18 protein-coding genes are annotated in these 20310 nt (G+C 71.6%); 8 read left to right on the top strand and 10 right to left on the bottom strand.

Translation table 11 applies throughout. The features are described 5' to 3' along the window. Positions 1 to 5: 5 nt before the first annotated feature. Together OG266_RS14120 and OG266_RS14115 are read right to left on the bottom strand one after the other, a co-directional pair. Complete coding sequence (locus OG266_RS14120; protein ID WP_371545943.1) at positions 6 to 1760, bottom strand: glycoside hydrolase family 3 protein; 1755 nt, start codon at positions 1758 to 1760, stop codon at positions 6 to 8. Between the two features lie 44 nt (positions 1761 to 1804). Continuing rightward, the gene (locus tag OG266_RS14115; RefSeq protein ID WP_371545942.1) at positions 1805 to 3109 is read right to left on the bottom strand and encodes an MFS transporter; all 1305 of its coding nucleotides are present in this window, start codon (positions 3107 to 3109) and stop codon (positions 1805 to 1807) included. Positions 3110 to 3393: 284 nt separating this feature from the next. Between OG266_RS14115 and OG266_RS14110 the strand changes: the two genes are divergently transcribed. Together OG266_RS14110 and OG266_RS14105 are read left to right on the top strand one after the other, a co-directional pair. Continuing rightward, complete coding sequence (locus OG266_RS14110; protein WP_371545939.1) at positions 3394 to 4113, top strand: TetR/AcrR family transcriptional regulator; 720 nt, start codon at positions 3394 to 3396, stop codon at positions 4111 to 4113. Between the two features lie 116 nt (positions 4114 to 4229). Beyond that, positions 4230 to 5105: a rhomboid-like protein gene (locus OG266_RS14105; protein WP_371552785.1), complete on the top strand. Its 876-nt coding sequence runs from the start codon at positions 4230 to 4232 to the stop codon at positions 5103 to 5105. On the opposite strand, the gene OG266_RS14100 is transcribed toward OG266_RS14105, so the two are convergent. The 6 genes from OG266_RS14100 to OG266_RS14075 form a co-directional block, all read right to left on the bottom strand. After that, a complete protein-coding gene (locus tag OG266_RS14100) occupies positions 5072 to 5776 on the bottom strand; it encodes an ATP-binding cassette domain-containing protein (protein ID WP_329545510.1) in 705 nt (234 codons plus the stop codon). The genes OG266_RS14105 and OG266_RS14100 overlap by 34 nt on opposite strands. Further along, positions 5773 to 6375 carry a hypothetical protein gene (locus OG266_RS14095; RefSeq protein ID WP_371545937.1) on the bottom strand — a complete coding sequence of 201 codons (603 nt, stop codon included), beginning with the start codon at positions 6373 to 6375 and terminating at the stop codon, positions 5773 to 5775. The genes OG266_RS14100 and OG266_RS14095 overlap by 4 nt, the downstream gene beginning before the upstream one ends. Further along, positions 6369 to 7304: a zf-HC2 domain-containing protein gene (locus OG266_RS14090; protein WP_371545935.1), complete on the bottom strand. Its 936-nt coding sequence runs from the start codon at positions 7302 to 7304 to the stop codon at positions 6369 to 6371. Before OG266_RS14090 ends, OG266_RS14095 begins: the two co-directional genes overlap by 7 nt. Further along, positions 7301 to 7927 carry an RNA polymerase sigma factor gene (locus OG266_RS14085; RefSeq protein WP_371545934.1) on the bottom strand — a complete coding sequence of 209 codons (627 nt, stop codon included), beginning with the start codon at positions 7925 to 7927 and terminating at the stop codon, positions 7301 to 7303. The genes OG266_RS14090 and OG266_RS14085 overlap by 4 nt, the downstream gene beginning before the upstream one ends. 307 nt (positions 7928 to 8234) lie before the next feature. Further along, positions 8235 to 8912 carry a GNAT family N-acetyltransferase gene (locus OG266_RS14080; protein ID WP_371545932.1) on the bottom strand — a complete coding sequence of 226 codons (678 nt, stop codon included), beginning with the start codon at positions 8910 to 8912 and terminating at the stop codon, positions 8235 to 8237. 38 nt (positions 8913 to 8950) lie between these two features. Further along, positions 8951 to 9724 (bottom strand): GNAT family N-acetyltransferase, encoded by a 774-nt coding sequence (locus OG266_RS14075; protein WP_371552784.1) that lies wholly within the window; start codon positions 9722 to 9724, stop codon positions 8951 to 8953. Between the two features lie 265 nt (positions 9725 to 9989). Between OG266_RS14075 and lon the strand changes: the two genes are divergently transcribed. After that, positions 9990 to 12410 (top strand): endopeptidase La, encoded by a 2421-nt coding sequence (gene lon / locus OG266_RS14070; RefSeq protein WP_371545930.1) that lies wholly within the window; start codon positions 9990 to 9992, stop codon positions 12408 to 12410. Positions 12411 to 12503: 93 nt separating this feature from the next. On the opposite strand, the gene OG266_RS14065 is transcribed toward lon, so the two are convergent. Further along, a complete protein-coding gene (locus OG266_RS14065) occupies positions 12504 to 13346 on the bottom strand; it encodes a lysozyme (RefSeq protein WP_371545929.1) in 843 nt (280 codons plus the stop codon). Positions 13347 to 13674: 328 nt separating this feature from the next. Between OG266_RS14065 and OG266_RS14060 the strand changes: the two genes are divergently transcribed. Continuing rightward, entirely contained in the window at positions 13675 to 14166 is a 492-nt protein-coding gene (locus OG266_RS14060) for a MarR family winged helix-turn-helix transcriptional regulator (RefSeq protein ID WP_371545927.1), read from the top strand. Positions 14167 to 14376: 210 nt separating this feature from the next. Here OG266_RS14060 and OG266_RS14055 read toward each other — a convergent pair whose 3' ends face one another. Further along, positions 14377 to 15165 carry a protein phosphatase 2C domain-containing protein gene (locus tag OG266_RS14055; protein WP_371545925.1) on the bottom strand — a complete coding sequence of 263 codons (789 nt, stop codon included), beginning with the start codon at positions 15163 to 15165 and terminating at the stop codon, positions 14377 to 14379. Between the two features lie 368 nt (positions 15166 to 15533). On the opposite strand from OG266_RS14055, the gene OG266_RS14050 reads away from it, so the two are divergent. From OG266_RS14050 to OG266_RS14035, 4 genes are read left to right on the top strand one after another with little or no spacing between them, the layout of a single operon-like run. Next, on the top strand, positions 15534 to 18746 hold the full coding sequence (locus OG266_RS14050; RefSeq protein ID WP_371545923.1) for a nitrate- and nitrite sensing domain-containing protein: 3213 nt from the start codon (positions 15534 to 15536) through the stop codon (positions 18744 to 18746). Next, positions 18743 to 19246, top strand: coding sequence for a roadblock/LC7 domain-containing protein (locus OG266_RS14045; protein ID WP_371545922.1), 504 nt, complete (start codon positions 18743 to 18745; stop codon positions 19244 to 19246). Before OG266_RS14050 ends, OG266_RS14045 begins: the two co-directional genes overlap by 4 nt. Next, positions 19243 to 19647, top strand: a complete 405-nt coding sequence (locus tag OG266_RS14040; RefSeq protein ID WP_326720674.1) for a DUF742 domain-containing protein — start codon at positions 19243 to 19245, stop codon at positions 19645 to 19647. The genes OG266_RS14045 and OG266_RS14040 overlap by 4 nt, the downstream gene beginning before the upstream one ends. Beyond that, on the top strand, positions 19628 to 20299 hold the full coding sequence (locus tag OG266_RS14035; protein ID WP_329545496.1) for an ATP/GTP-binding protein: 672 nt from the start codon (positions 19628 to 19630) through the stop codon (positions 20297 to 20299). Before OG266_RS14040 ends, OG266_RS14035 begins: the two co-directional genes overlap by 20 nt. Positions 20300 to 20310 lie beyond the last annotated feature (11 nt).

Raw genomic sequence — 20310 nt, 5'->3', positions numbered from 1 at the left:
GGGTCCTAGAGCTCCAGCCCGTGCCCGTACGCGAACACCGGGTCCTCGGTGTCGTTGGGCACGTCCGGGCGGGAGGCCTCGACCGCCGCCATCGAGCGCGGGAGTTCGAAGGGGAGCCGGCCCTCGGCGCGGGCGCGTCCGAAGGCGACGTCGAGCAGCGCCGTGTCGCTCGCGCCGAAGTCGGCGACCAGCGCGGCCGCCTTCTCGGCGATCTCGGGGATTACGGCGGGCCGTTCGAGGTTGACGCACACCAACGTGGGCGTCGCGTCCAGGAGTCGCAGGATGTCCTTCAGCTCGTCCTCGGGGAAGGCGAGCGAGCCGGAGTGGAAGAAGGACTCGAAGACGCCGGGCCGCTGCTCGTGCGGGGTGCGCAGGCGCAGGATCGCGAGGTCCGCGTGGACGGGGTCGGCGACGATATTGCCGTACGCGGAGGCGACCTGCTCGGAGACGCCCCGCACGTACAGGTTGGGGCGGTCGGTCAGCGGCAGCAGGGACCGGTTGGTCAGGACGGTGAGCGAGCGTCGCTGGGCGGCCTCGCCGAGTGCGGTGAACTCACGTGCGCCGACGACCTCCTCGGCCCGGTCGGGGTCGACGTACGGGTTCTCGAAGAGGCCGAGCACGAACTTCTCGCGCAGAAGTCGACGTACCGATTCATCAATGCGCGCCTCGGTGATCCGGCCCGAGCGGACCAGCTCCACGATCACCTCGGGGCACTGCTCGCCGCCGAACTGGTCGGAGCCCGCGTCCAGCGCCTTCGCCGCGCGCTCGGCGACGGTCAGGTGCTCGACGCCCCAGGCGCGGGCCGGGAACATCTCGCCGAGGATCGACGCATCGCTGAGCAGCCCCCAGTCGGTGCAGATGACGCCCTGGAAGCCGAGCCGCTCGCGCAACAGGCCGGTCAGGACGTCGCGGTTGAAGCCGAAGCCGACCTCCTCCCAGTCCGTGCCGACGGGCTGGCCGTAGTACGGCATCATCTGCGAGCACCCGGCCTCGACGGCCGCCTTGAAGGGCGCCAGGTGGTAGTCGCGCAGACCGCCCGGGTAGACCTGCTCCTTGCCGTGCGCGAAGTGCGGGTCCTCGCCGTCCTTCTGCGGGCCGCCGCCGGGGAAGTGTTTGACCATGGCGGCGACGGACTCGGGGCCGAGCACCGGGCCCTGCAGACCGCGTACGTACGCCCGTACGAGCTCGCTGGTGGTGTCGGCGGACGAGCCGAAGGTGCCGGACTGGCGGGACCAGCGCGGCTCGGTGGCCAGGTCGATCTGCGGGTGCAGCGCGACCCGGAAGCCCACCGCCAGGTACTCGCGGCGGACGGTGTCGCCGAACTTCTCCACCAGCTCCGGGTCGCCGATCGCGGCGAGGCCCAGCGGCTCGGGCCAGGCCGAGAAGGCACCGGAGTTGAAGGAGGCGCCCGGGTTGTCGGTGAAGGCGTGGCGCGGGTCGGTGGACAGGGTGACGGGGATGCCCAGACGGGTGCTCGCCGCCAGCTCCTGGAGCCGGTTGACCCACTCGGCCGTCTCCCGCACGCCGTGCTGGCCGAGCAGGTTGAAGTGGCTCAGGCGCAGGCCCTCGACCAGGTCGGTGGTGCTGTGGCTGACGAAGGGGTTGGCCGTCGTGTCGGTGACGAGGGTTCCGTCGGGGTTCATCGTCAGCATCGCGTGGAAGAGCTGGCCCGCCTTCTCCTCCAGGGTCATGCGGGTCAGGAGGTCCTCGACACGCTCGTCGACGGGCCGGTTCGGATCGCGGTACTTGGGGGTCGTCATCCTCAGCTGCCTTGCGTACGTAGGGATTTCTCGGAGGGACTGACTTACTTGACCGAGCGGATGAACTGGACGGCGAAGGCGCCCAGCATGGCGGCGACCGCACCGAAGAGGAACAGCGCCCCGTAGTTGCCGCTGCCGCCGCCGATCGCGAGGAGGCCGGGGGCGACGATGGGGACGAGGGACTGGGGGAGGGCGTTGCCGATGTTGAGGACGCCCATGTCCTTGGCGGACTCGTCGGGATTCGGGAGGACCGCGGCGGCGAGCGCCATGTCGACAGAGAGATAGAGACCGTTGCCGACACCGAAGACGACCAGGGCGGCGACGTACATCCCGAAGGACTCGGCGGAGGCGATCATCGCCAGGCTGACCGCCATGACGAGCGAGGCGCCGAGCACGTACGGCTTGCGGCGGCCGGACCTGTCGGAGAGCTGGCCGCCGAGGAGTGAGCCCGCCGCGGTGGCGGTGACCATGACGAGGGTGCCGACGAGGACCTTGCCGGTGACCTGGTCGTCGTCGTAGCCGAGGCGGTCCATCAGAAAGTAGACCTGGTAGCTGGTGACGCAGGCGGCGCCGGTGTAGACGAGGAAGCGGCCGGCGAAGTTCCAGGCGAAGTCCGGGTGCCTGCGCGGGTTGACCCAGAAGCTGCGCAGGAACTCCTTGACGCTGTACGGCTCGAAGGCGCCGACGCGGGCCGGGCGGTCCTTCATCACGGCGGCCAGGGTGGCGACGGCGGCGAGGCCGATGACGCCGGGGACCAGGAAGGCGAGGGCCATCGAGCCGCTGAACACCTGGGCGAGGGCCGAGCCCCCGATCATCGACAGCGAGGTGCAGATGCCGCAGATCGCGGAGACCCGGGCCTGCTGGTGCGGCGGGATCAGGTCCGGGACGCAGGAGGTCAGCGCGGCCAGGGCGGCGTTGATACCGAGCTGCGCGAGCGCCCAGCCGAGCATCAGGGTCGGCACGCTGCTGCCGAGCGCCACCACCAGGAGGCCGGCGACCCCGGCGGCCATACCGCCGATCAGCCAGGGGCGGCGGCGGCCGAAACGGCTGGTGGTGCGGTCGGAGAGGGCTCCGAAGACCGGGTTGCCGAGCATCGCGAGCAGCGCGCCGACGGACAGCACCTGGCCGAGGGCGGCGCCGCGGTCCGCCTCCGGCACGATCTGGCTGACCCGCAGGGCGAGGGTCACCATCACGGGGGTGAGGACGGCGAGGTAGGCGCCGAACTGGGCGAAGGCGAGGCCGGCGACCAGCTTGGCGGGGGCGTTCGCGGGGGCCTCGGGGGAAGGCGCGTCCTGCGAGGGGAACTCGGGCGAGCGGGCACCGAGCGAGGCGTCGGGAGTGACGGCCATGGCGGCTCTCCATGGGGACGAGGGCGGCTTCTTTGCCGCACCGGCGCCCTTAGGGAAACATCAAAACCGAGTGGGTAGTAGGTTTTTCTCCTGTGGCCAGAATCACCGTGCACGTGGCTTGAATTGGGAGGGTTGTTGACTCGTGTAACCGACGGTTGGGGGCGGGTCAGGGGAAGGGCAGGGACCGGGTCAGGGGAGGGGGTATGGACCGGGGTCGGGCGGGGTCGGGGACGGGGTCGGGGACGGCCGGAGTGGCAGTCTGTGCGGCGGCTATGGTGACGGGCATGGTGCAGAACCAGAGCCCGAGCCAGAGGCCGAAGGGGCGTGCGGTGCCGGAGCCGGAGGGGCGTGCGGTGCCGGAGGGGAAAACCCCGGCCACCGCCCGGGGCACGTACGCCGTGGGCGACGAACGCCGGCTGCGCATCCTCGACGCCGCAGTCGAGCACTTCGCGCAATGGGGCTTCCACGCCTCCTCCCTGGCCCGGATCGCCAAGGACGTCGGCATCACCCAGGGCGGGCTGCTGCACCACTTCCGCAGCAAGGAGGACCTGCTCGTCTCGGTGCTGCGGCGCAGCGAGGAGCACGACGCCGAGAAGTACTTCGCAGTCGAGGCCCACTCCGCCACCGAGTTCTTCGCGGCGCTGGTGGAACTCGCCGAGTACAACAGCAGGCGCCCCGGCCGCACCAAGATGTTCAACGTGCTGCTCGCCGAGGCCGGCGATCCGGGGCACCCCGCCCACGCGTTCTTCGTGAAGCGGTACGCCGAGCTCGTCGAGCTCACCTCCGACGCGATCCACCAGGCCGTCGGGACCGGCGAACTGAAGCCCGGCACCGACGGGGTGGCGCTGGCCCAGGAGTTCGCCGCGGTCATGGACGGCATCCAGCTCCAGTGGGCCCTCGACCCCCAGGGCGTCGACATGGGCGCCCGCCTGCGGACGTATCTGGACCGGCTGCTGCGCTCGATCACCTCCTCGGGCGCGGGGCTGCCCGCCGAACCGGCGTGAACGCGACGCCGTCCGCGCCTCTCAGGTTGCTGTGAATCCCCGCCCGCGTGGCGTCGGTCATAGACGGCGACGCGCGGGACGCGAAGGGTGGGGCGGGACGGAAGGAGCGCTTCGCCGTGGACCGGAGTGGGAGTGAGCGGGCCGAGGCCGCGGCTTCCGGGGTGCCCGTCACCGGGGCCCCGGTCCTTGAGGCGCCGGCTGTCGTGGACGGCGTCGATGCGCCGCTGCTGGACGGAGTGCCGCGGCAGCGACGCGACTCCTTCGCGGAGGGCGTGCGCGAGTGCGAGCGCGTCGCCTCACCGCGGGCTACCCGCCCTGTGCCGATACGCCCCTGGCGGCTGCTCCCCACCCCCACCGCCACACCCTTCACCTTCGCCTACGCTGCCGTCCTCGTCGTCACCTCGCTGGTCGCGGAGTACGCGAGCCCCTCGCTCGTACACGCGCTGCACCAGGCGTCCAGCACGGACGTCGCACACCTCGTACGGACCCCGGTGCTGGTGCTGATCGCCAGCGCCCTCTGGATCGCGGGCGGGATGTTCTCCCCGTACGCGATCGGGTTCCTGCTCGTCCTCACCGCGCTGGAACGGCGCATCGGCGGTGCCCGGACCGCCGGTGTCTTCCTGCTCGGGCATGTGATCGCCACACTCGCCACCGAAGTCCCCGTCGGGCTCGCGGTGTTGGCCGGACAGCTGCCCGACAGCTCCCTGCACCGCCTCGACTACGGCGTCAGCTTCGGCGTCGCCGCGAGCGTCGGGGCGCTCGCCGGGCTGCTGACCCCCTGGCTGCGCTGGCCGCTGCTGATCACCTTCGGCGGGATGCTCGTCGCCGACCTGATCGCTTTCACCGACCCGATGACGAACTGGGGGCATGTGATGTCCCTGGCGATCGGGGTCGCGGCCTGGCCGTTGGTGCGGCGCCGACGGCGAGCCCGCGGCCGGTCCTCGGGATGGGCCCGGCTTCAATCGCCGCCGTCCCCCACCACGGCCGAGTAGCCGCCGGCCGCCGCGAGGGCGGCGACCGGTCCGTGGAAGCGGATCCTGCCGGACGCCAGTACGGTCACGTCGTCGCAGGCACCGGTGACGTCCTCCATGAGGTGGGTCGACACGACCACGGTCGCCTCCCGGCCGATCTCGCGCAGGAGGGCGTGGAACCGCTCGCGCTGACGGGGGTCGAGGCCGGTCGTGGGCTCGTCGAGCAGGAGCAGCGCGGGGTCGTTCACCACGGCCTGGGCGATTCCGACGCGCTGTTTCATGCCTCCGCTGAGCGTGCGCAGCCTCGTGTCGAGGCGGTCGGTGAGGTCGGTGCGGTGCGCGGCGCGTTCCACGGCCAGCGGGACTTCGCGGCCGGGTACGTCCTTCAGCCAGGCCGCGTAACCGAGGAACTCCCGCACCGTGAAGTGCCGGTACACCCCGAACTCCTGCGGTAGATAGCCGAGTTGGCGTCTTACCGCCTGGATTCCCGCGTAGTGCGTGGGGTCCTCGCCCAGGAGGCCGAGGCGTCCCGCGGAGGGGGAAGCGGCGGTGGCCAGGACCCGCATCAGCGACGTCTTTCCGGCGCCGTTCGGGCCCAGGAGGCCGTGGACCCCGGTGGAGAGGTGGAGGGTGATGCCGTCGACGGCGGTCCTGCGGCGGTGTCGAATGGTCAGGTCGTCCGCGGTGATCACGGTGTTTCCTCCGGGCGGGGTACGGGGGCGGGCTGGTCCGTTTCGGTGGCGGCGGGCTTCGGTTCCGGTGTGCTCACCGGGTCCGCGGTGAGCGAGCCGACGTACAGGAGTGCGAGGAGGTAGTAGGCGCCGACGGCGAGTACGGGGGCCAGTAGTCGGAACGGCACCAGGCGGCCCAGCGCGAACGCTGCCAGCGTCCCTATCGCAGTGGCCTGGGCGATGGCGGCGCCGAAGTAGAGGAGGCCGAGCGGATCGCCGCTGAAGCCCGGCTGCAGCAACGGCAGGGCGGCGGCGAGTGGCCAGAACACGGCCGGTACCGCCGCCAGCAGGAAGCGGTGCAAGGCCGAGCGGACCGCGACCTGTCCCAACCACCGGGTACGACACCGCCGTTCACGCGCGCCGTGCCACCCCGCGCACACCGCGAACGCCGACATCGCGAGCAGCAGGGTCGGCAGGGACGACTGGTCGAAAAGCGTCCTCGTTGCCTTCAGCACCACCTGCACCGCCACCACGGCGCAGAACACCTTGAACGCCGGACCCCGGCGCAACTCGGTCAGCAGCGGGCTGACCCGAGCCCTGCCCCGCGCAGATCTCAGCACGCCCCCACCGCCCCGCCGAACGCGCGACGACGGGCGAACAGCACCACACAGCAGACCCCGGCACCCAGCGCCCACCCTCCCTGCGCCGTAGGGCTCATGAGCGGCGACAGGGCATCGAGCAGCAACGCCACTTCGATCCGGGGACGTACCGCAGGGTCCACCATCAGCCGTGCCGCCACCGGTACCCCCACCGCCGCCAGCCAGCCACCGCCCGTCAGCACCGCGGCCGGCCCGCAGCCCAGCCACGAGCCGAGCGCCAGCGTGGCCAGGGTCAGACCGAGGGAGGGCAGCAGCCAGGCCGCGGCGGACAGCGGCACCTGGCCGCGCGGGAGCAGGAAGCCCGTCAGCGTCAGCACCGGCAGACAGACGGCGAGGATCTGGCCGGTACGCCACAGCAGCAGTTTGATCCCGCCGGACGGCGAGACCGCGGCCACCTCGTGGAAGGGGTCGGCCTGCGGCCCGTAGCTCATGGCCACGCCCAGCAGCGGCAGCAGGGGAGCGCACATCAGCAGCCACGGAAGCAGCCACCCGGTGCTCAGATCCCGTGCCCCGGCCAGCTGCGCCAGTACGACCCCGGTGGCGCAGACGCCGAGGAGCGCCGCCGCCCAGGACCAGCGCAGGGCGGGGGCGGCGCTCAGTCCGGGCAACGAGTGGCGGGACGGTGAGCCGAGGGGCAGCGGGCGGCGGGGCGGTGAATCCACGGCCGTCATGACTCGGACGTGCAAGGCGTCGAGATGTGCCGCGTACGGGCCGCGGCGCACCTGCCGGACGATGATCCGCGTGCAGTCGTCGCAGGCGTCCAGATGCGCCTCTGCCGCGGCGAGCCCCGGATCCGGGCCTGTGCCCGGTCCCTGACGCCGGTCCGGACCCGTCGGCTCGCCGAGCGCGTATCGAACGAGCCACTCGTGCGGTGGGCATCCGGCGGTCATCGTCGTTCACCCCCTTGGCGGCGCAACGCGCCCAGCCGGCCTCGGAGTTCTTCGCAGGCGCGGCTGGCCCGGCTCTTCACCGTGCCCTGGCTGATGCCGAGCCGCTCCGCCGTCTCGCGCACGCTGAAGCCGTCGACATAGCGGAGCGTCAGGATCTCCCGCGCGTCGTCGGGCAGGGTCGTCAGCGCGTCGCCGACGGAGGTGCCGGTGAGCTGCGTGCCCAGGGCGGCGTCCTCGGCGGAGGGCGCGACCAGAGTGGTGGCCGAGCGGGCCAGCGCCCCCTCACGCTCGACGGCCGCGTCAAGTCGGCCGCGTTTACGCAACTGGTCGACGAGCTTGCGCTGGGCGATGGTCCACAGCCAGCCGCGCGCGTTGCCGTCGCGGTAGGTCCCCGCGCTGTAGTTCACCGCGATGAACGTTTCCTGCAGTACGTCGTCGACCACGTCCAGCGCGATACGGCGCTGAAGCAGTCTCGCCTGCAACCAGGGGCTGTTGCGGACCATCAGCCGGTGCAGGGCGTACGGGTCGCCCGCCGCGACGGCCTGGATCAGTTCTGCGTCGTACGTGGAGGCCGGCGGGCCGGGCGGGTCGTCCGCCGTCCCCTGGGCCGGAGTTGACGTCATGGTGCCCCGGTCGGATCGTTCGCGAGCCGGGGCCTCCCCAGCCACGGCAGCAAGTGCAGTCACGCTTCGCTATCGTCCGCATGCTCTGCGTTGGTTCCATGGCGAGGGAAGGCGCGCTCGGGGGGCGCGCGAAGTACGGCTACCGCGTGGGGGGAGCCCGGCGGTCGGGCGCGCCGGGCTCCGGGCGGTCGATGTGCCGGTTCGGGGATGCCGGGTCGGCCCTCCCCCTGCCGAGCAGTGGGTGTCCGTCGTGCGGGGGGCTTGCGAAGCCGTGGCGGTACCGGCCTGAAGGAGGGAGGCTCCGGCGTCAGGCGCCGCCCGTGAACTTCGCGCTCGTCAGCGTCGCCTCCACGCGCCACCCGAGAGACTCGTACAGCGCCCGCCCATCCGGCGTTCCGCCCAGTACGCCGGTCACGGCGCCCTGCGCGACCGCCGCGTGCGTCAGCGTGCGCATCACCAGGCGGCCGAACCCTCGCCTGCGGTGCCGCGCGGACGTCTCTATCTGGTCGACCACCGCGGTCTCGCCCGTGGGGGCGATCTGGCCGCGCGCGGCCCAGGAGCCGTCGGGCGCGGCGAGCAGGACGCGGGTGACGCCGCCGCGAGACCAGGTGCGCAGGCGGTAGCCGTCGGGGACGGATACGTCGAGGGCGTGGCCGTCCTGGGTGGCTCGCCCGGGCGCGCCGGCGAGCGGCACCGACATCAGATAGCCGGGCTCGGGGTCGACCCACCAGCCCTCGCCGAGCCAGGGCCCGACGGTGGACGGCTCGGCGAACACCTTGAGCCACACCCCGGCCCCGGTCACCCCGTCGGCGACCTTCCGGACCGTCGCCTCCTCGACCGCTTCGTTCGTCATCCCGAGAACGTGCCGCGAGACGTGCTCCGGCTGCCCCACGTCGACCGTGTATCCCCACGGCTCGACCATCGGCGGAGCCGCCCCGCGCGAGACGACCCAGCCGTCGACCCAGGCCCGTACGATCTTGTCCACCAGGACCCCCTGTAATGGTTGCAATCCACTATCAGGGGTTACTTTAGCGGCGGCGCCGGGGAGTCCGCCGGGGGCGTCCACACATACGGCGTGGTCGTGGTCACGGCATGGAAGCCCAGCCGCCGCAGGATCGGGGCGCTGTCGTCGGAGGCGTCCACGTGGAGGAAGCGGACGCCGCGGGCGGTGGCGAGGGCGGCGCGGGTGGCGACCAGGGCACGGTAGATGCCCCGGCCCCGCCACTCAGACAGTGTCGAGCCGCCCCACAGGCTCGCGAACTCGGTGCCCGCACGGAAGACTAGCCAGGCCGCGGAGACCACCTCACCGCCGGCTTCCGCGACGTACACGGCGATCTCGTCGGGGGCGGCGTCGATCCGGCCGATCAGGTCGTCGGCGAGCCAGCTCCAGTCCTCCCCCCACACGGCCGACTCCATCGCGGCGATCCGGTGCATGTCCAGGTCCGCGGTGACCCGCCGCACGACGACACCCTCCGGCGCGACCGGCTGCCGTACGGCCATCTCCTCCGCGAGCCCGACGACCACCGTCTCCCGCTCCTCGGGCACGAAACCCGCGGCGCGCAGCCGTTCCGTGAGATCGGCGGGGTGATCATGTCCCCGCGTCTTCCACTCCACCGCCTCACCGCGCCCGGCGAAGTAGTCCCGCTGCCGGGCGATCAGGCGATCGAGTTCCGCCCCGCCCACTCCGAGCTCGCGCGGCCCGCTGACGAGCCCGCGGAACTGCCCGACGATCCGGAGCAGCGGCCCGTCCTGTTCGTACGTGACTCCCGTGGGAGGGATGGGAGGGGCGCCGCGCATCTGGTCGTCGTAGGCGGCGAGAAGGGTGTCGGTGTTCGTGTCTGTCACCGGGAAGACGCTACGGACCGTGCGGGTTGAGGCAACTGAATATCGGGGTGCGCAGCCGGAGCTTCTAGAGGTGCGCAGCCGGAGCGCGGAGCCTCCTCCGCCCTGGTCCTCCAGCCCCCACGGCGACGATCGCTGACAGCGAACACCCCCGGGGAACACCAGAGCGCTCACAAGCATTGAGTCCATGTAGCTCAACTTGCTTGTCGAGAGGAAGATCATGGCTGCCGATACGACGTCCACACCGCTCACCCTGCCCGTGCTGCCGCTCGACGACGAGGTCGTGCTGCCCGGAATGGTGGTTCCGCTGGATCTGAACGACACCGATGTGCGTGCCGCGGTGGAGGCTGCTCAGGCCGCCGCCCGTTCGACGCCGGGGAAGCCGCAGGTGCTGCTGGTGCCGCGGATCGACGGGACGTACGCGCGCACGGGTGTGCTCGGTACCGTCGAGCAGGTCGGCCGCCTTGCCGACGGCGACCCGGGCGCGCTGATCCGCGGACGTGGGCGCGTGCAGATCGGCGCCGGGACCACGGGTCCTGGAGCCGCTCTCTGGGTGGAGGGGACACGCGTCGCCGAGACCGTGCCCGAGCCGCTGCCCGGCCACGTCACCGAACTCGTCAAGGAGTACAAGGCCCTCGCCACCAGCTGGCTGCGCAAGCGCGGCGCCTGGCAGGTCGTGGACCGCGTGACGGCCATTGACGACGTCTCCGCCCTTGCCGACAACTCCGGTTACTCACCGTTCCTCTCCACCGAACAGAAGGTGGAGCTGCTGGAGACCGCCGACCCGGTCGCCCGTCTCAAGCTCGCCACCGAGCAGCTCCGCGAGCACCTCGCCGAGCAGGATGTCGCCGAGTCCATCGCCAAGGACGTACAGGAAGGCGTCGACAAGCAGCAGCGCGAGTTCCTGCTGCGACGCCAGCTCGATGCCGTACGCAAGGAGCTCCGTGACCTCAACGGGGAGGCCGGGGAGGACGAGAGCGACGACTACCGCTCCCGTGTCGAGGCCGCCGATCTTCCTGAGAACGTCCGCGAGGCCGCCCTCAAGGAGGTCGAGAAGCTGGAGCGCGCGAGCGACCAGTCGCCCGAGGGCTCCTGGATCCGGACCTGGCTCGACACCGTGCTCGAACTGCCGTGGAACGAGCGGACCGAGGACGCGTACGACATCCAGGGCGCCAAGGCGATCCTGGACGCCGAGCACGCGGGTCTCGAGGACGTGAAGGAGCGCATCACCGAGTACCTCGCCGTGCGCAAGCGCCGCTCCGAGCGCGGTCTCGGCGTGGTCGGTGGCCGCCGCGGCGGTGCCGTGCTCGCGCTCGTCGGACCTCCCGGCGTCGGCAAGACCTCGCTCGGCGAGTCCGTCGCGCACGCCATGGGACGCAAGTTCGTACGGGTCGCCCTGGGCGGCGTACGCGACGAGGCCGAGATCCGCGGACACCGGCGTACGTACGTCGGCGCGCTGCCCGGCCGTGTCGTCCGCGCCATCAAGGAGGCCGGGTCCATGAACCCGGTCGTGCTCCTGGACGAGATCGACAAGGTCGGCTCCGACTACCGCGGTGACCCCGCGGCGGCCCTCCTCGAAGTGCTCGACCCCGCCCAGAACCACACCTTCCGCGACCACTACCTGGAGGTCGAACTCGACCTCAGCGACGTCGTCTTCCTGGCCACCGCCAACGTCCTGGAAGCCATCCCGGAGGCCCTGCTCGACCGTATGGAGCTGGTCCGCCTCGACGGCTACACCGAGGACGAGAAGGTCGTCATCGCACGCGACCACCTGCTGCCGCGCCAGCTGGAGCGGGCCGGTCTGGAGAAGGACGAGGTCACGCTCGAGGAGAGCGCGCTGCGCAGGCTCGCAGGCGAGTACACCCGGGAAGCGGGCGTACGAAACCTGGAGCGCGGCATCGCCCGGCTGCTCCGCAAGGTCGCGGCGCAGCACGAACTCGGCGAGCGGAAGCTGCCGTTCACGGTGACCGAGGACGATCTGCGCGGCCTCATCGGGCGTCCGCACCATGTGCCCGAGTCCGCTCAGGACCCGGCCGAGCGCCGCACGGCGGTCCCCGGTGTCGCGACCGGACTTGCCGTCACGGGTGCGGGAGGTGACGTCCTCTTCGTGGAGGCGTCGCTCGCCGATCCCGAGACGGGCGCGGCCGGTCTGACCCTCACCGGTCAGCTCGGTGATGTGATGAAGGAGTCGGCGCAGATCGCGCTGAGCTTCCTGCGGTCGCACGGAGCCGAACTGGAACTGCCGGTCGGCGACCTCAAGGACCGGGGCGTGCACATCCACTTCCCGGCCGGGGCCGTCCCCAAGGACGGTCCGAGTGCGGGCGTCACCATGACGACCGCCCTCGCCTCGCTGCTCAGCGGCCGGCTGGTCCGCACCGACGTGGCCATGACCGGCGAGGTCTCCCTCACCGGCCGTGTCCTGCCCATCGGCGGCGTCAAGCAGAAGCTGCTCGCCGCGCACCGGGCCGGCGTCACGACGGTGATCATCCCGAAGCGCAACGAACCCGACCTGGACGACGTCCCGGCCGAGGTCCTGGACAAGCTCGACGTCCACGCGGTGACGGATGTCCGCCAGGTGCTGGAGCTGGCGCTCGCGCCGGCGACGAACGGCGCGACCGCGGAGGTTCCGGTGGCGGCGTGACGGACGCCATCGGATGAGGAAGGCCCGGGTCCCGGAAAGGGGATCCGGGCCTTCCCATGTCCGGGGTCCCGGAAAAAAGGGGGGTCCGGTCCGTCAGCCGTTGGCGAGCGCCACCACCCGGTCCAGCGCCCCGTTGAACTTGTTGTGGTCACCGACCGTCGGCCCCGACGACGTGTACTGCCACATCGTGTAGTAGCTCCAGCCCGCCGGCAGCGTGCCCACGGCGGTGGCGTAGCGGGCGACCCACAGCGGGTTGGCGGTCGCGAAACCGGCGTAGTTGCCGGTGCACTCCGTCCACCAGCTGGTCGCCGTGTAGATCACGGCGTCGCGCCCGGTACGCGCCTTGTACTGGGTGAGGAAGCTGCTGATCCAGCTGACCATGGCGCTCTGCGTCTTCCCGTAGCAGGAGGCCCCGTACGGGTTCCACTCGATGTCGAGCACGCCGGGCAGCGTCCTGCCGTCCTTCGACCAGCCGCCGCCGTGGTCGACGAAGTAGTTGGCCTGGGTGGCGCCTGTCGTCGTGTCGGGGGTCGCGAAGTGGTACGCGCCGCGGATCATGCCGACGTTGTACGAGCCGTTGTACTGCTGGGCGAAGTACGGGTTCGTGTAGTACGTCCCCTCCGTCGCCTTGGTGTAGGCCCACTTGACGCCGCTGCCCCACAGGGTCGCCCAGGCGACGTTGCCCTGATGGCTGCTGACGTCCACGCCTTCCGTCTGCGTGGCGTCGCCGGTCGCCGGGGTGCCGCCCTGGCCGTCGTGGGCGACGACGCCCATGCCCAGGTGGGCGGAGCCGCGGGCGGGGATGTCGGCGGCCTGGGCCGGAAGGGCGAGGAGGAGGGAGAAGGCGGCGAGCAGGATCCCCAGGGCGGAGAAGCGCTTCGGCGAGTGTGAGCGGCCGGTCGTTCCGGATCTGTGTCTGCGTCTGTGCGCGGGCATGTCGTGCCTCCGAGGAGATCGGTGGTGCACGGTGGTGCTCGGTGGGGGAACGCCTGCGGCATGCGCCCGCTCTGTATGTGGGGGGGCAAGTCCTCATCGACTTGCCGGTGGCGTGGCCGGCCATGCCGGGAAATTCCTGCTGTGGCATCTTCTGCTGTGGTCATGCCAGAAACTGCCTGCCATTGAAGCTACGCACGCAGCGGACCACGCGGGAAGAGGGCCCGGACGCTGCCGTTGGTCTACGCCTGCGAAATACTGGCGGAGCTGCGGCGATAGCGCCTCTTGGCAGAAACTTTCAGGATCCGGAAACCGAGTCAGGGGTGCTGACGTGCACGAGGACCCGAACGGCGACGGACGTCGTGTCGAACCCATGGCGTCCGGGAGTGGTGTGGACCAGGAATTCCCCGCACTGGAACGCGAGTTGACGGTGTTCCTGCGGCGTGCCCGGGCCTCCTCCGGCGAGATGGCCCGCGAGGTCCATCCCGACCTGGAGTCCTCCGCGTACGGCCTCCTCTTCCGCCTGGAGGAGTGCGGCAGCCAGCGCGCCACGGAGCTCGCCGCCTACATCGGCGTCGGCAAGGCCACCATGTCCCGCCAGCTCCGCGCCCTGGAAGACCTGGGCCTCGTCGCCCGCGAGCCCGACCCCGCCGACGGCCGCGCCTGGCTCGTCCACCTCACGGAGGAGGGCCGGACGCGTTTCAGCACGGTGCGGGAGGCGCGTCGGGCGCGCTACGTGCGGCAACTGGGGGGTTGGGACCCCCGGGAGGTCGCGGAACTGGCGCGGTTGCTGCATCAGCTGAACAGCGGGATGGAGAAGTAGCGGACCGAGCGGTGAGGCGGCCCGTCACGAGGAGAAGCGGCGGACCGCGGACCGAGCGGCGGGGCGAACGCTTGTCGGGTCACCTTCCATCCGACTGGAAACGGGTGGCGGAGCGGGCGGGCGAACACCGCCGCGAAGCGGCGGGCTGCCCCTCACGCGGAGGAGCGGCCGACCACTCGGAGAAGCGCGCTCGCACGAAGCGGCGCCGGCTCACCACTCCACGAACACCACCGTCGCGTCGTCATGCGTCTTGCTCCGCCCCAGACGCACCCGCCGCTCCGCGTCCGCCGCCTCCAGCGCCCGTACGCGATCCACCAGCGCCTGAGCCCCTTCCTTCCGTACGACGGTGAACAGGCCCGCCCAGTCGCCCTCCTGGAACTTCTCCACCCACCGGGTGGCGCCGTCGGTCAGGGCGGCCAGCGCCCGGACGGACGATCGCGGCACCGTCCCCGTCACCGCGCGCGACGCCACCGAGGGATCCGCGGCGGCCGTGAAGAAGCCGCCCTCCTGGTTGCGGAGGGTCGAGTCGGTGAGGGCGGCGGAGGTGAGGGTCGCGCGGGGGACGTGGGAGAGGCGGTCGTCGAGGAGCGGGGTGACGGAACCGTCGGGGGACTCGAGGAGCAGTGCCGAATCCGACAGGACCAGATATTCGACCTCGGCGGAGGACCAGCGGGCGAGGACGACGGTTGCCTGAGGTGTGCGCGGGTGAGAAAGGTCACAGGTTTCGGCGTGGGCCTCGGCGGTGCGCGAAATCGAGCGGGAGAGGACCTCCCGCAGCGTCAGATCCCGGTGGGAAAGGGACAGTTCGGTCAGTGCTCCGCCGAGACGGGCGGAGAACCAGGCGACGGAATGCACGCATCCGTCGCCCCCCTCGGGGGGTGTCACCCCGTCCAGGACGACCAGTGCGCCCCCCTGTCCTGAGGCGGGAAGTCCGACCGATGCGAAGTCCTCATTGGGGCGGGCCGGGCCGCCGGGTTCCGAGACGAGTTCGGTACGCATCCGGCCAGTCTGCACGAGCCCTTCACAAGGTCCACGAGAGGCTGGCATCGACCGCCGGATGGGCGCGGACCGGCAGCTCAGCCGCCGGGTTTGGCATGGAATGATCGACTCCGGCGAAGCGTGGCGGCGAATACTGCCAAAGCCCGTCGCTCACGTCCAACCGGCCCGCCGTGCGGACGAACCGCACAGGCCAGAGGGACTTGCCCGCCAACTCCCGTCCGATGTTCACTCCTTCGGGTGGCGGGCCAGATGATGCGGGACCACTGCCCACCGGCACTGGGAGGGTCGGGAGCCGTACTGGGCGAACGCCCTAGTTGACGGAACGTCACCCGGGCCCATGGGTACACGAGTCAGGAATGCGAGCACCGGTGCAGAAGACGCGGCCGAGGCGCACAGGCAAGCAGACGGCCTCCAGCTCGACCGGGGGTGGCGCCACCGGCGACACCGCCGACTCGGCGGGCAGGGGCCGGACCGCCCACGTACGTAACCGGCTGATCGTCGCCGTTGCGGTCGTCGCGGCAGCCATCGCCGGCGCGGGCGCCCCCACGATCCTGACCGCCTCGGGTCAGCTGAACGACTCCCAGAACCTGGTGACGCTCGCGCAGCGCACCCAGCAGGCGCTGACCCTCGCGCACTCGCTGGCCGACGAGCGCGACGAGGTCACCTCGTACATCGCCGCGGGCCGCCCGAAGGACAAGGCGCCCTCGGAACAGCGCGGCGCCCGGGTCGACCGCCAGGTCGAGGAGTTGCGGGCGGACGAGGACGCCCCCGCCGCCCTCCTCACGGACCTCGACACGATCGCCTCGCTACGGAGAGCAGCGCTCACCGGCAAGAGCACCGCTCTCGAAGCGCACCGGTCGTACTCCGACGCCATCACCGAACTGCACGCCCTCGCCGAGGACCTGGCCGAGAAACTGCCGCCCCGAGCGGGCTCCGGCGCGCACTCCCTCGCCGAACTGGACACCGCAGTCCAGCAGTCCGCCGCCGCCCGCGGACTGCTCCTCGCGGCCCTCAGCATCCCGCGCACCACGCAGACCACCGTCGACCCGTACACCGGCCTGTCGACCACCACCAGCGTCTCCTCGGATGCCGAAACCAAGCAGCGCGACGCCCTCAGCGCCGCCGCCCAGCAGGCCCGCCTCCGCTCGGACGCGGCCCTCGCCGAGTTCCGCGAGCGGGCGCCCAAGGCCGACAAGAGCTCGTACGACTCCACGGTCACGGGGCCCGACGTCACCAACGCCGACAAGTACCTCTCGGGCCTCACCGACCAGCCGACGATCTCCGACGCCGAACTCGACACCAGTACCAAGAAGCTGGACGCGGCGCTCTCCGCCCGCGTCGACCTGATGCGCGGCGCCGAGGCCTCCCTCAACAGCCATCGCATCAAGGACCTCGAAGCGCTGCGGGACGAGGACGTCACCGCGCTGGAGATCCGCATCGCGATCATCGGCACGCTGCTGCTCGTCGCGGTCGGCGTCTCGATGGCCATGGCCCGCAGCCTGACCCGTCCGCTGGCTGTCCTGCGGCTCGGCTCGGCCCGCCTGGCCGCCGACCCGGGCGCGCAGGAGCCGGTCAAGTTCACCGGCCGCAACGACGAGTTCGCCCAGGTCGTCCGCTCCGTGAACGCGCTGCATGCGCACGCCGCCGCGCTCCACGAGCGGCTCACCACGCTCGAAGGCGACCGCAAGCACCTCATCGGCCAGCGCCAGCTGATGGCCGACGAGCGCGACAAGCTCCGCGTGGAACTCGCCGCGGCCGCCGCCCACTTGGAGCAGGTCCGCGGCAGCATCCACGGCACCTTCGTCAACCTCGCGCTGCGCACCCTCGGCCTCGTCGAGCGTCAACTCGGCGTCATCGAGGGCCTGGAGGAGCGCGAGCAGGACCCCGACCGCCTCGCCACCCTCTTCAAGCTCGACCACTTCGCGACCGTCATGCGGCGCCACAGCGAGAACCTGCTCGTCCTCGCGGGCGCCGAGCACGGCCAGCAGCACGCCGGGCCGGTCCCGCTGGTCGACGTCGTACGCGCCGCGGTCAGCGAGATCGAGCGGTACGAGCGTGTCCGCATCGCCACGCTGCCGCCGCACGCGCACCTTGCCGGGTTCGCCGCGGACGACATCTCGCACCTCGTGGCCGAACTCCTGGAGAACGCCTCGTCGTTCTCGCCGCCGGACATGTCCGTGGAGGTCTCCGGCTGGCTCCTGGAGAACGGTGAGGTGATGCTCTCCGTGCAGGACGAGGGCATCGGCATGACCACGGAGCGGATGAAGGAGCTCAACTCCCGGCTCGCGGAGTTCGAACCGGAGGACGCCTACGACCAGGAGAGCGGCGAGGGCCTCGGGCTCGGCCTGTACGTGGTGGCCCGGCTTGCCCACCGGCACGGCGTACGCGTGACGTTGCGCGAACAGAAGCAGGGCGGCATCGCGGCCGTCGCCGTCCTCCCGGGGACCCTCCTGACCCCTGCCCCCTCCACCGCCGTGCCCTCCGCCACCCCGGCCGCCGCGGCCACCCCCGCACTCACCTTCCCCGGCGCGGACGCCGAGGCCAACTCCAACGTCCTGTACGGCCGTTCGAAGCTCCCGGTGCGGCCCCCGGCCGGGGACGAGGACCCGTTCATCGCGGCGGCGCAGGAAGCGGTACGGGGGGCTGCCGCCGGGGACACGGTGAGCGAGGCCGAGGCGGGCGAGGACGCCCAGGCGCCGATGGGGTCCGCCCCGGCGCCGAGCGCACCCGAGCCGACGCCTGAGCCGACGCCCGAGACCACGATGGAGCTCCTGGCCCCGGTACCCCCGATGGACGAGCCGGTCGAGACCGGGGGAGTGCCCTGGGACGGAGCGCCCGCCGAGACGGCCTCGGATCCTGGGCCGGCCGCCCCGACCCGAACAGCCGCTGAGGCAGGGCCCGATGGGGCACCCGAGGCCGGACCCGCAGTACCCACCGAGTCGGTGGCGCCCACCGCACCCGAGCCGGTCTTCGAGTCGCCGGCGATCTCCGAGTCGCCGGAAGCCTCCCGCCCCCGCTCGGTCTCCGAGCCGGAGGAGTCCCCCCGAGCCAGGCCGGTCTCCGGGTCGGGCGATGCCCCCTGGGCCCGGACGACGTCCTCCCAGTCACCGGAGGCCACCCAGCGAGGGTCGGTCCCCGGACCGGAGGACACTCCCCGGCCAGAGGCACCCCACACCCCGTACCCCACCCCCCACGTAACCCTCCCCACCCAGACCACCACGGCCGCTCCCAAGACCACCCCCACCCCCGACCCCTACGCCATCGGCCCCGACACCCACGATCGTGTCCCTGACGCGGACGTGGACGAGCCCGAGCGGGTCACCGACAAGGGGCTGCCCAAGCGGACGCCGAAGATCTCCGCGCCCGCGCCGGCCCCGAGGCCACGCACGGGCGGTGTGGACGCCGAGGCACTGCGCCGCAGGCTCGGCGGGTTCCACCGGGGTGCGCAGGAGGGCCGCCGCGAGGTGGAGGCGGAGATCGCCGACCAGACAGCGGAGCTGAACGTGCCCGCGCATGGCGCTGGGCCGCACGCACAGGACGTAGAACCATCGGGGGGCACAGTCGAGGAGGCAAGCAGTTGACCGCGCCCAGTACCTTCGGCCTGAGCAGTGAAGCCCGTAACCTGCACTGGCTGTTGACGAACCTCGTCGAGGAGGTGCCCGGCATCCTCTCGGTTGCGGTCGTCTCCTCCGACGGGCTGCTGCTGCTCTCCTCCGACCCCGGGAGGAACGCGGAGGCCCGGGAGGCGAGGGAGGAACGCCCCACGGGCCCCAAGGGGTCCGCCGCCGACCTGGCCACCATCGTCTCCGGCATCGGCAGCCTCACGATCGGCGCCGCCAAGCTGATGGACGGCGGCCCCGTCAAGCAGACGATGGTCGCCATGGACGAGGGCAGCCTGTTCGTCATGTCGATCAGCGACGGCTCGCTGCTCGGTGTGCACGGCTCCCCGGACTGCGACATGAGCGTGGTGGCGTACCACATGGCGCTCTTCGTCGGCAGGGCCGGACACGTCCTGACCCCCGAACTCCGCGTCGAGTTGCGGAAATCGCTGGAGACAGAGTCGACGGGGAGCGCCCGATGAGCAGTGGTACACCCAAGCTCCCGGTCCGCGGCGGCGACCGCAAAGCCGCCCGCGTGCGCCCCTACTCGCTCACCGGCGGCCGTACCCGCTTCGGACACGTGCTGCTCGTGGAGACGTTCGTCGCGGCGCTCGAAGCCCCGGAGGAACGCCGGGAGTTGACCAACGGCTCGCTCGGAACCCGGGTGATGCCGGAGATGCGGGCGATCGTCGAGCTCTGCCGCCGGATGCGTACGGTGGCGGAGGTCGCCGCCCTCCTCAGGATGCCGCTCGGCGTGGTCCGCGTGCTCCTGAGCGACCTGGCGGACCAGGGAAAGATCCGTGTGTACGGAACCGGTCACGGCCCGGGACAGCCGGACCGCGCTCTGCTGGAAAGGGTGCTGAGTGGACTCCGTCGTCTCTGAGGGCGCGCCAAGAACCGCCTTCCCCAACGCAGTTCAGGTACAGGCGCCGTCGCCGCTCCCCGAGGCGGACGAGAACCTCCAGGCCTGGCAGACGGACCGCACCCGCGCCCCGATCGCGACGAAGATCGTGGTGGCGGGCGGCTTCGGAGCCGGCAAGACCACACTCGTCACCGCGGTCTCCGAGATCACGCCCCTCCAGACGGAGGCGCTGATGACACAGGCCGGCGCGGACACCGACGACCTGACCGGGACGCCGGAGAAGCTGACCACGACCGTGGCCATGGACTTCGGCCGCATCACGCTCGACGACGACCTGGTCCTGTACCTCTTCGGGACGCCGGGCCAGCAGCGGTTCTGGTTCATGTGGGACGACCTGGTGCGCGGCGCGATCGGTGCGGTCGTCCTCGCCGACACCCGCCGCCTCAAGGACTGCTTCCCGGCGCTCGACTACTTCGAGAGCTGCGGACTGCCGTACGTCGTCGCGGTCAACCACTTCGACGGCAGCGAGCGGTACGAGCCCGAGGACGTGCGCGAGGCCCTCACGGTGCCTCCGCACATACCTGTCATGATCATGGACGCGCGCCGCCGGATCTCGGTCGTCGAGACCCTCCTCGCCCTGGTCGGCCACGCGCTCGAAGTCAGCCCCGAGTAGGAGACAGCACC

The organism is Streptomyces sp. NBC_00554 (assembly GCF_041431135.1).
Lineage (GTDB): Bacteria > Actinomycetota > Actinomycetes > Streptomycetales > Streptomycetaceae > Streptomyces.
This window is presented reverse-complemented; position numbering and strand designations above follow the sequence as displayed.